A 9,130-nucleotide genomic window follows, 5' to 3' on the forward strand; every position below is an offset into this window, starting at 1 on the left:
GTCGACTTTTAAATGGGTTCATGTGCTGCTCCTTCAACTAAACAGTGGCATCAGTTTACCGTCGCCAGATCTTTGCAACTGTGCCGCTGCAGCTGCATGCCGAAGGTCTGAGCATTAGCCAACCGCAGTACGGCACGACAATGACGTTCCGGCAGCCGGAGGTGTTTTAATTTACTGGTATACGGGGCGGGCATGCCCGGCCAGCCTCTCTTATTTGAATCCTTTCTCGCGCTTAATCAGATCGTACGCTGACTGAATCTCCTGTGCTTTCTGCTTCGCCATTTCCATCATCTGCGGCGGTAACCCTTTTGCCACCAGCTTATCCGGGTGATGTTCGCTCATCAGTTTGCGATGGGCGCGCTTAATGGTGGCGGCATCGTCGCTGCTTTTCACCCCCAACACGCTGCAGGCGTCCTCCAGCCTTGGGCCACGCTGAGCACCGGCAAAGCCGCCATGCGAAGAGCCACTGCTGTCCTGATAGCCGCCGCCAAACTGCTGGCCGCTTTCCATCATGCGCAGAAACTGATCGCACTGGGTGCGGGAAATGCCCAGCTCTTCGGCAATCACATACAGCACCTGGCGCTCGTTAGGATGCAGGGAGCCGTCGGCAAAGGCCGCCTGAATCTGGATCTCCAAGAACATGCGAATCAGATCGAAACGGCCAAAGCAGGCGCAGCGCAGCTCACGCAGTTTGTCGCGCAGCGGATAACCGCCCTCTTTGCCTTCACGGAACGCGCGCTGTGCCGAGGTGCGCGCTTCGCCATGCAGCTGCATACGGTCCATCAGCAGCGTTGCCATCTGGATATCCGCGTCCGTCACCCGCCCTTTGGATTTGGTTAAATGGCCCATCGCTTGGAACGTGGTGCGGAAAAATAGCATTTGCCGCGTCTGCTGGTTAGCAAAATACCCCTGACGATTTGGCGCATGCGCTTTATCAATCAAATGTCCAGCCAGCAGGCCAAAAATCACGCCCCAGAAGCCTGCACCGGACAATAATCCCAGCACAAGACCCAATACTTTTCCCCAATAGCGCATATACTCCTCAATTCACCATGCTGAAGGCTAAAAATTGCATTATCATACCTGTCATTTATCCCATAGCCTATTGGTACGCGGTCAAACAACTAGGATCAAGACTAGCGCAACGCGGTTGAATTAAGTTAGTCTCTGGTCGTTTGTCGGCATGATGCCAGTGATCACGGAATTCTCGATACCGCGTATGAAAAAAAGACTACCTACGTTGCTGTCCACCTTAATCGGTTCAGCGCTTTACAGCCAGCAGGGCCTAGCCGATGACCTCGCATCGCAATGTATGCTTGGGGTGCCCAGTTACGACCGTCCTTTGGTACAGGGTAAAACTAACGAACTGCCGGTAACCATTGACGCAGATAAAGCCAAAGGCAACTATCCCAATGATGCGGTTTTTACCGGCAATGTCGACATTCGTCAGGGCAACAGTCGCCTGCAGTCCGACGAAGTTCAGCTGCATCAAAGGATGCTCAGCGGACAAACCACTCCGACCCGTACGGTAGATGCACTGGGTAATGTGCGCTATGACGACAATCAGGTCATCCTGAAAGGTCCGAAAGCTTGGTTGAATCTGGATACTAAAGACACCAACCTCTGGAACGGCGACTACCAGATGGTGGGCCGTCAGGGTCGTGGTAAGGCAGACCAGATGAAGCTGCGCGGCGATAACCGCTACACCATTCTGGAAAACGGTACCTTTACCTCCTGTCTGCCGGGCCAAAACAGCTGGCGCGTGGCGGGTTCAGAAGTGATCCACGATAGCAACGAGCAGCTGGTCGAAATCTGGAACGCCCACTTCAAACTCGGCCCAGTGCTGGTGTTTTACAGCCCGTATCTGCAGCTGCCGGTCGGTGATAAGCGCCGTTCAGGTTTCCTGATCCCAAATGCCAAATACGGTAGCAACAGCGGCTTCGAGTTTATGCTGCCGTACTACTGGAACTTCGCGCCGCAGGCCGATGCCACCATTACGCCGCACTATATCAACCGCCGTGGCATGCAGTGGCAGAACGAGTTCCGCTACCTGACCATGGCCGGGGTCGGTCTGATGCAGTTCGACTACCTCGGCTCTGACCGCACCTATGAAGATAAGCATCCGACGGATGAAGACTCGAACCGCTGGCTGTTCTACTGGCACCATTCTGGCGTTTACGATCAGCACTGGCGCTTCAGCGCTGACTACACCAAAGTCAGCGATCCATACTACTTTACCGATCTCAACTCGGTTTACGGATCGACTACCGACGGCTATGTGACGCAGAAATTCAGTATTGGCTACGCCGATACCAACTGGGATGCCACGCTGTCAACCAAGCAGTTCCAGATCTTCTTAACCAATGCCAACAACGATGTCTATCGTGCCGAGCCTCAGCTCGATATGAATTGGTACCAGAATGATGTTGGCCCGTTCGATACTCATGTTTACGCGCAGGCGGTGAAGTTTACCAACGTTAACGAAAACTTGCCGGATGCCACGCGTCTGCACCTTGAGCCAACGGTGGACCTGCCAATATCGAATGGCTGGGGCAGCCTGAATACCGAAGCCAAACTGCTGGCGACCCACTATCAACAGGATGACACTGAGTATTACAACTCGCTGAACAACAGCAGCGCCGATAACCAGCCGAAGGGCACGGTTAACCGCATCATGCCGCAGTTCAAGGTTGACGGCAAGATTGTCTTTGACCGCGACATGGACTGGTCACTAGGCTACACCCAGACGCTGGAACCGCACGTGCAGTACCTTTACACTCCGTATCGCGACCAGAGCGACATTCGCGCCTATGACTCCACGCTGCTACAGAATGACTACACCGGCCTGTTCCGCGACCGCACTTACAGCGGGCTGGATCGCATTGCGTCGAACAACCAGGTTAGCACCGGCGTAACCACACGAATCTTTGATAACGATCTGGTTGAACGTTTTAATGCTTCCATTGGTCAAATCTACTCGTTCACCCAGTCTCGTACCGATGTGAACACCGTTGGTGAAGACGATCGCGGCAGCCTGATTTGGGCGGGTAACAGCTACTGGAAGATCAGCGATCGTTGGGCAGCACGCGGTGGACTGCAGTATGACACCCGTTTGAATGATGTTTTGCAGGGTAACACCGTGCTGGAATATCGCCGTGATGCGGACCGTATGGTGCAGCTAAATTACCGTTATACCAGCAAAGAATATGTCCAGCAGACGCTAACCGGTTATAACAACCCGCTGTGGCAGCAGGAGATTTCACAGGTAGGTGCAACCGCCAGCTGGCCAATCGCCGATGCGTGGTCCGTGGTGGGTGCTTGGTATTACGATACCAAAGCTAACCAGGCCGCTGACCAGCTGCTGGGCATGCAGTACAGCTCCTGCTGCTATGCTGTCCGCCTTGGCTACGAGCGCAAAATTAACGGTTGGGGAAACGACAACAGTAAGTACGACAACAAAATCTCGGTCAACATTGAACTGCGTGGTCTCAGCCCAAGTTATGGCTTAGGCACCGGTCAAATGCTGCGTCAGGGCATCCTGCCTTATCAGCGCGCTTTCTGATGTTGTAATGTTTGGTATGCCAACCCGCAGTGCGGATAGAAGAATGGGAAAAGTATGAAGAACTGGAGAATGCTGATCCTCGGTGCAGCCCTGACAGCCAGCACCGCGTTTGCAGCCCCGCAGGTCGTTGATAAAGTAGCCGCCGTCGTCAATAACGGCGTGGTATTAGAAAGTGATGTTGACGGCATGATGCAGTCAGTGAAGGGCAAGGCTCAGCAGGCTGGTCAGCAGCTGCCGGATGATAAAACCCTGCGCCATCAGATTGTTGAGCGTCTGGTGATGGACAATATCCTGCTGCAAATGGCAAAACAGGCCGGTATTCAGGTCAGCGATCAGCAGCTGGACCAGGCGATTGCTAACATCGCCGCACAGGACAAAATGTCTGTCGATCAGCTGCGCAGCCGCCAAGCCTACGACAGCATGAACTACGCCACCTACCGTGAGCAAATCCGCAAAGAGATGCTGACCTCAAAAGTGCGTAATAACGAAGTGCGTCGTCGCGTCACCATTCTGCCGCAGGAAGTGGACCAGTTAGCCACGCAGATGGCCTCACAGAACGATGCTGGCACCGAACTGAACATCAGCTATATCCTGCTGACACTGCCGGAAAACCCGACGCAGCAGCAGGTTGACGATCAGGAAGCGCTGGCAAAACAGCTGGTGAGCGAAGCCAAAAGCGGCGCTGACTTCGGCAAGCTGGCGATTACCTACTCGGCTAACTCACAGGTGCTGAAAGACGGTAACATTGGCTGGGGTCATCTTCAGGAGCTGCCATCGCTGTTTGCTCAGGCGCTGGTCACCGCACAGAAAGGCGAGATCGTCGGCCCAATCCGCTCAGGCGTTGGTTTCCAAATCCTGAAGGTGAACGACGTACGCGGTGACAACAAAAGCATTTCCGTCACCGAAGTACATGCTCGTCACATCCTGCTGAAACCGTCGCCGATCATGACCGATGACCAGGCGCGTCAGAAGCTGCAGGAAGTGGCAGCGCAGATCAACAGCGGCAAGCTGACCTTTGCCGATGCAGCGAAACAGCTGTCGCACGATCCGAGTTCCGCGAACCAGGGCGGCGATCTTGGCTGGAGCTCACCGGAAGTGTTCGATCTGGGGTTCCGTGGTGCCCTGCTGCGCCTGAAAAAAGGCCAGATGAGCGCACCGGTTCACTCCTCCTTCGGCTGGCACCTGATTCAGCTGATGGATACCCGTCAGGTTGATAAAACCGACGCGGCGAAGAAAGAGCGCGCTTACCGTCTGCTGTTCAACCGTAAGTTCTCTGAAGAAGCCCAGACCTGGATGCAGGAACAGCGTGCTTCTGCCTATGTGAATATTCTGGATGCGAATGCTCAGTAATCAACGTGTAGCGATCACTCCCGGCGAACCTGCCGGGAGTGGTCCCAATTTAATCGTTCAGCTGGCCCAGCAGGACTGGCCAGTTGAACTAGTTATATGTGCTAACCCTGAGCTGCTGCGCACCCGCGCGGCAACTTTGCATTTACCCCTTACGCTGCGCGAGTATCAGCCAGACAGCCCAGCCCAGCCGCAGCAGGCGGGCACACTGACCGTGCTGCCGCTTTCTCTTGCCCAGACCGTGGTCGCCGGGCAGCTGTGCGTGGAGAACAGCGGCTACGTGCTGGCGTCTCTTGCCCGCGCCTGCGACGGCTGTCTGAGCGGGGAATTTGCCGCGCTGATCACCGGGCCGGTGCATAAAGGGGGGATCAACGATGCCGGGATCATGTTCAGCGGCCATACCGAGTTCTTCGCTGAGCGTGCGCATTGCGATCGCGTGGTGATGATGCTGGCAACGGAGGAGCTGCGCGTGGCGCTGGCCACCACCCATCTGCCGTTGAAAGACGTTGCCGCCAGTATCACGCGTGAAAGCCTGCATGAAGTCATCACCATTCTGCACGACGACCTGCAAAGCAAGTTCGGTCTGGAGCAGCCGCACATCTACGTTTGTGGGCTTAACCCGCATGCGGGAGAAGGCGGCCATATGGGCCGGGAAGAGATCGATGTGATCATCCCGGCGCTGGATGAGCTGCGCCAGTTCGGCATTAAGTTAACCGGACCGCTACCTGCGGATACCCTGTTCCAGCCGAAATATCTGCAGCATGCTGATGCGGTGCTGGCGATGTATCACGATCAGGGGCTTCCGGTGCTAAAATATCAGGGCTTTGGTCGGGCGGTGAACATCACCCTCGGTTTGCCATTTATCCGCACGTCAGTAGATCACGGGACAGCTTTAGAGCTGGCTGCCAGTGGTCAGGCCGATGCGGGCAGCTTTAAGACGGCGCTTAACCTCGCCATTACCATGATTAAGAGCAGTAATGAATAGTCGCGTTTACCAGGGGCACTTTGCCCGCAAACGTTTTGGACAAAACTTCCTTAACGATCCCTACATTATCGAAAGTATCGTCAACGCCATCCACCCGCAAAAAGGGGAACTGATGGTTGAGATCGGCCCTGGCCTTGCTGCTCTGACAAAGCCGGTAGGCGATCGTCTAGATGCCATGACGGTGATCGAGATTGACCGCGATCTTGCCGCATGCCTGCAAACTCATTCGTTCCTCGGCCCTAAGTTGACCATTTTCCAGCAGGATGCAATGACCTTTGATTTCGCCGCCTACTCTGCGGAGAAAGGCCAGGCGATACGCGTGTTTGGCAACCTGCCCTACAATATTTCTACGCCGCTGATGTTCCACCTCTTCAGCTACATGGGTGCTATTAAAGATATGCACTTTATGCTGCAGAAAGAAGTGGTTAACCGTCTGGTTGCAGGCTCGGGCAGCAAGGCCTATGGCCGCCTGAGCGTGATGGCACAGTACTATTGCCAGGTTATTCCAGTGCTGGAAGTGCCGCCAGAATCCTTTACCCCGGTGCCAAAAGTCGACTCTGCCGTGGTGCGACTGATGCCGTACCAGGAGATTCCCTATCCCGTTGAGGATATCCGCGCGCTGAGCCGCATTACCACGGAAGCCTTTGGCAAGCGCCGCAAAACGCTGCGCAACAGCCTTGGTCACCTGTTCTCAGCTAACGTGCTGGCGGAGCTGAACATCGACCCGACGCTGCGCGCTGAGAACATCAGCGTGAAGCAATATTGCCAGCTGGCAAACTGGTTGGCCTCGCACACACAGCCACAGGAACAGTCGCAGGAGAACTGATCATGATCGATACGCCCCGAATTTGTGTCCAGGTGCAGAGCAGCTATATTGCATCGCAGTCAGCGCCCGAAGATGAACGTTATGTTTTCGCCTACACCATCACAATTCGTAATCTTGGGCGTATCCCGGTTCAGCTGATTGGTCGCTACTGGCTGATCACCAACGGCAACGGGCGTGAAATCGAAGTACAGGGGGAAGGTGTGGTCGGTAAACAGCCGCACATCGAACCCGGCGGCGAGTTTCAGTACACCAGCGGTGCCATTTTAGAAAATCCAATGGGCACCATGCAGGGCCACTATCAGATGACCGAACCTGATGGCTCTCTGTTCCTTGTCGATATCCCGGTTTTCCGCCTAGCGGTTGCTACCCATATTCACTAAATCTAGCGTTACTGCATGAGCACTTATTTAATCGGCGATGTCCACGGTTGCCACGACGAGCTACATTCACTTCTTAACCAAGTGGCTTTTAATCCTCAGGTCGATCAGCTGTGGCTGACCGGTGATCTGGTGGCGCGTGGACCGCACTCACTGGAAGTTCTGCGTTTTGTGCGCTATCTGGGCGACTGCGTAAAAATGGTGTTGGGTAATCACGACCTGCACCTGCTGGCAGTCTACGCCGGGATCAGCCGCAACAAGCCGAAAGACCGTATTACACCGCTGCTGGAAGCCTCTGATGCCAACCTGCTGATCAACTGGCTACGCCGTCAACCGCTGCTGCAGGTGGATGAAGAGAAAAAGCTGGTGATGGCGCACGCCGGTATTACCCCGCAGTGGGACATCGACACCGCCATTAGCTGCGCGCGTGAAGTGGAAGCGATGCTGAGCAGCGATACCTATCCGCTGTTCCTCGATGCGATGTATGGCGATATGCCTAACAATTGGGTACCGGAACTGAGCGGGCTGGCGCGCCTGCGCTTCAGCACCAATGCCCTGACGCGTATGCGTTTCTGTTTCCCGAACGGCCAGCTGGATATGATCGCCAAAGAAGCGCCAGACAGCGCGCCGCCCCCGTTGAAACCGTGGTTTTCCATTCCCGGCCCGGTGTCACGCGACTACACCATTGCCTTTGGTCACTGGGCTTCGCTGGAAGGCAAAGAAACGCCGGAGGGAATTATTGCGCTGGACACCGGTTGCTGCTGGGGTGGCACCTTAACAATGCTGTGCTGGGAGGATAAGCGGGTGTTTACTCAGGTATCGAAGCCTCGCCACGTAGGGGGCGGGCGGGCGCAATCAATTTGAGGGCCAACTGGAAAAAAGGGTTGGCCCCTACAGGGTAATGGCGGTCTAAAATCTCAAAGCAGAAGCTGTGCGAGTTTTTATCGTCAGCGTCATGAAACTCGCTGAAGGTTGACTGCCATTCATCCGGCTCGTAGTCCGGGAAATGGGTATCCCCTTCCACTTCAGCATCGATGTGCGTCAGATACAGACGGTCAGCGCGCGCCAGCATCTGCTCATAGATGCGTCCACCGCCAATCACCATCAGCTCTTCAACCTCGCCCGCCGTTTTCAGCGCGTCTTCAATCGAGGTTACCCAAGTGACACCTTCAGCATCGCCCTTCTGGCTGCTGATCACGATATTCAGGCGGCCCGGTAGTGGGCGACCGATGGATTCCCAAGTACGACGCCCCATAATCAGCGGTTTATTCAGCGTCTGCTTTTTAAACCACATCAGGTCAGCCGGCAGGTGCCACGGCATGGCGTTTTCCATCCCAATGACGCGGTCGACCGCCAAGGCCGCAATCAGGCTAATCATCAACTCAACTCAACAGGGTGTAAGATCGGTGCCATCATACGGAAAGGCGAAACTTTCGTCGATAGGAAAGCCCGGGTAATTTGGTAAAGATTTATCAGGGTATCGATTGCAGGCACTGTTGCAAAGATCTGGCGATGGTAAACTGATGCCACTGTTTAGTTGAAGGAGCAGCACATGAACCCATTTAAAGGTCGACATTTTGAGCGTCATATTATCCTGTGGGCCGTCTGCTGGTACTGCAAATATGGCATCAGTTATCGTGAGCTGCAGGAGATGCTGGCTGAGCGAGGGGTAAATGTCGATCACACCACGATTTATCGATGGGTTCAGCGTTCTGCACCTGAAATGGAAAAGCGGCGGCGCTGGTACTGGCGTCAACCTTCCGGTTTTGGCTCATGGCATCTCGATGAAACCTACGTGAAGGTCAACGGACGCTGGGCTTATCTGTACCGCGCCGTCGACAGCAGGGGCTGCACCATTGACTTTTACCTGTCTTCACGTCGTCACACCAAAGCCGCCTATCGCTTTATGGGTAAACTTCTGAATAATACGAAGCGCCTGCAAATTCCACGGTTGATCAACACAGATAAAGCCCCGACGTATGGGCGGGCGCTGGCATTGCTGAAGCGGGAAGGTAAATGTCCGCAGCATGTGC

Annotated in this window: 8 protein-coding genes and 1 pseudogene; 7 read left to right on the forward strand and 2 right to left on the reverse strand. The window is 55.0% G+C overall.

The genetic code is table 11. The features are described 5' to 3' along the window. Positions 1–210 precede the first annotated feature (210 nt). Positions 211–1,035: a co-chaperone DjlA gene (gene djlA, locus BBW68_RS11530; protein ID WP_070135475.1), complete on the reverse strand. Its 825-nt coding sequence runs from the start codon at positions 1,033–1,035 to the stop codon at positions 211–213. A gap of 148 nt (positions 1,036–1,183) precedes the next feature. Between djlA and lptD the strand changes: the two genes are divergently transcribed. Genes lptD through apaH form a run of 6 tightly spaced genes read left to right on the forward strand, consistent with a single transcriptional unit; the run spans position 1,184 to position 7,961 of the window. Further along, complete coding sequence (gene lptD / locus BBW68_RS11535; RefSeq protein WP_070135476.1) at positions 1,184–3,562, forward strand: LPS assembly protein LptD; 2,379 nt, start codon at positions 1,184–1,186, stop codon at positions 3,560–3,562. 54 nt (positions 3,563–3,616) lie between these two features. Next, positions 3,617–4,912: a peptidylprolyl isomerase SurA gene (gene surA / locus BBW68_RS11540; protein ID WP_070135477.1), complete on the forward strand. Its 1,296-nt coding sequence runs from the start codon at positions 3,617–3,619 to the stop codon at positions 4,910–4,912. After that, positions 4,896–5,894 (forward strand): 4-hydroxythreonine-4-phosphate dehydrogenase PdxA, encoded by a 999-nt coding sequence (gene pdxA, locus BBW68_RS11545; RefSeq protein WP_070135478.1) that lies wholly within the window; start codon positions 4,896–4,898, stop codon positions 5,892–5,894. Before surA ends, pdxA begins: the two co-directional genes overlap by 17 nt. Beyond that, positions 5,887–6,720 (forward strand): 16S rRNA (adenine(1518)-N(6)/adenine(1519)-N(6))-dimethyltransferase RsmA, encoded by an 834-nt coding sequence (gene rsmA / locus BBW68_RS11550; protein WP_070135479.1) that lies wholly within the window; start codon positions 5,887–5,889, stop codon positions 6,718–6,720. The genes pdxA and rsmA overlap by 8 nt, the downstream gene beginning before the upstream one ends. 2 nt (positions 6,721–6,722) lie before the next feature. Continuing rightward, a complete protein-coding gene (apaG, locus tag BBW68_RS11555; RefSeq protein ID WP_070135480.1) occupies positions 6,723–7,100 on the forward strand; it encodes a Co2+/Mg2+ efflux protein ApaG in 378 nt (125 codons plus the stop codon). A gap of 15 nt (positions 7,101–7,115) precedes the next feature. After that, a complete protein-coding gene (gene apaH, locus BBW68_RS11560; RefSeq protein WP_070135481.1) occupies positions 7,116–7,961 on the forward strand; it encodes a bis(5'-nucleosyl)-tetraphosphatase (symmetrical) ApaH in 846 nt (281 codons plus the stop codon). A gap of 40 nt (positions 7,962–8,001) precedes the next feature. Here apaH and folA read toward each other — a convergent pair. After that, positions 8,002–8,475: pseudogene (folA, locus tag BBW68_RS11565) on the reverse strand (type 3 dihydrofolate reductase); the annotation flags it as partial. A 174-nt stretch (positions 8,476–8,649) separates the two neighbouring features. Here folA and BBW68_RS11570 point away from each other — a divergent pair. Then, positions 8,650–9,130 (forward strand): IS6 family transposase (locus tag BBW68_RS11570; protein WP_070133758.1); only part of this gene is annotated, 481 nt, incomplete at its 3' end.

The sequence above is a fragment of the Candidatus Erwinia dacicola genome (genome assembly GCF_001756855.1).
Lineage (GTDB): Bacteria > Pseudomonadota > Gammaproteobacteria > Enterobacterales > Enterobacteriaceae > Erwinia > Erwinia dacicola.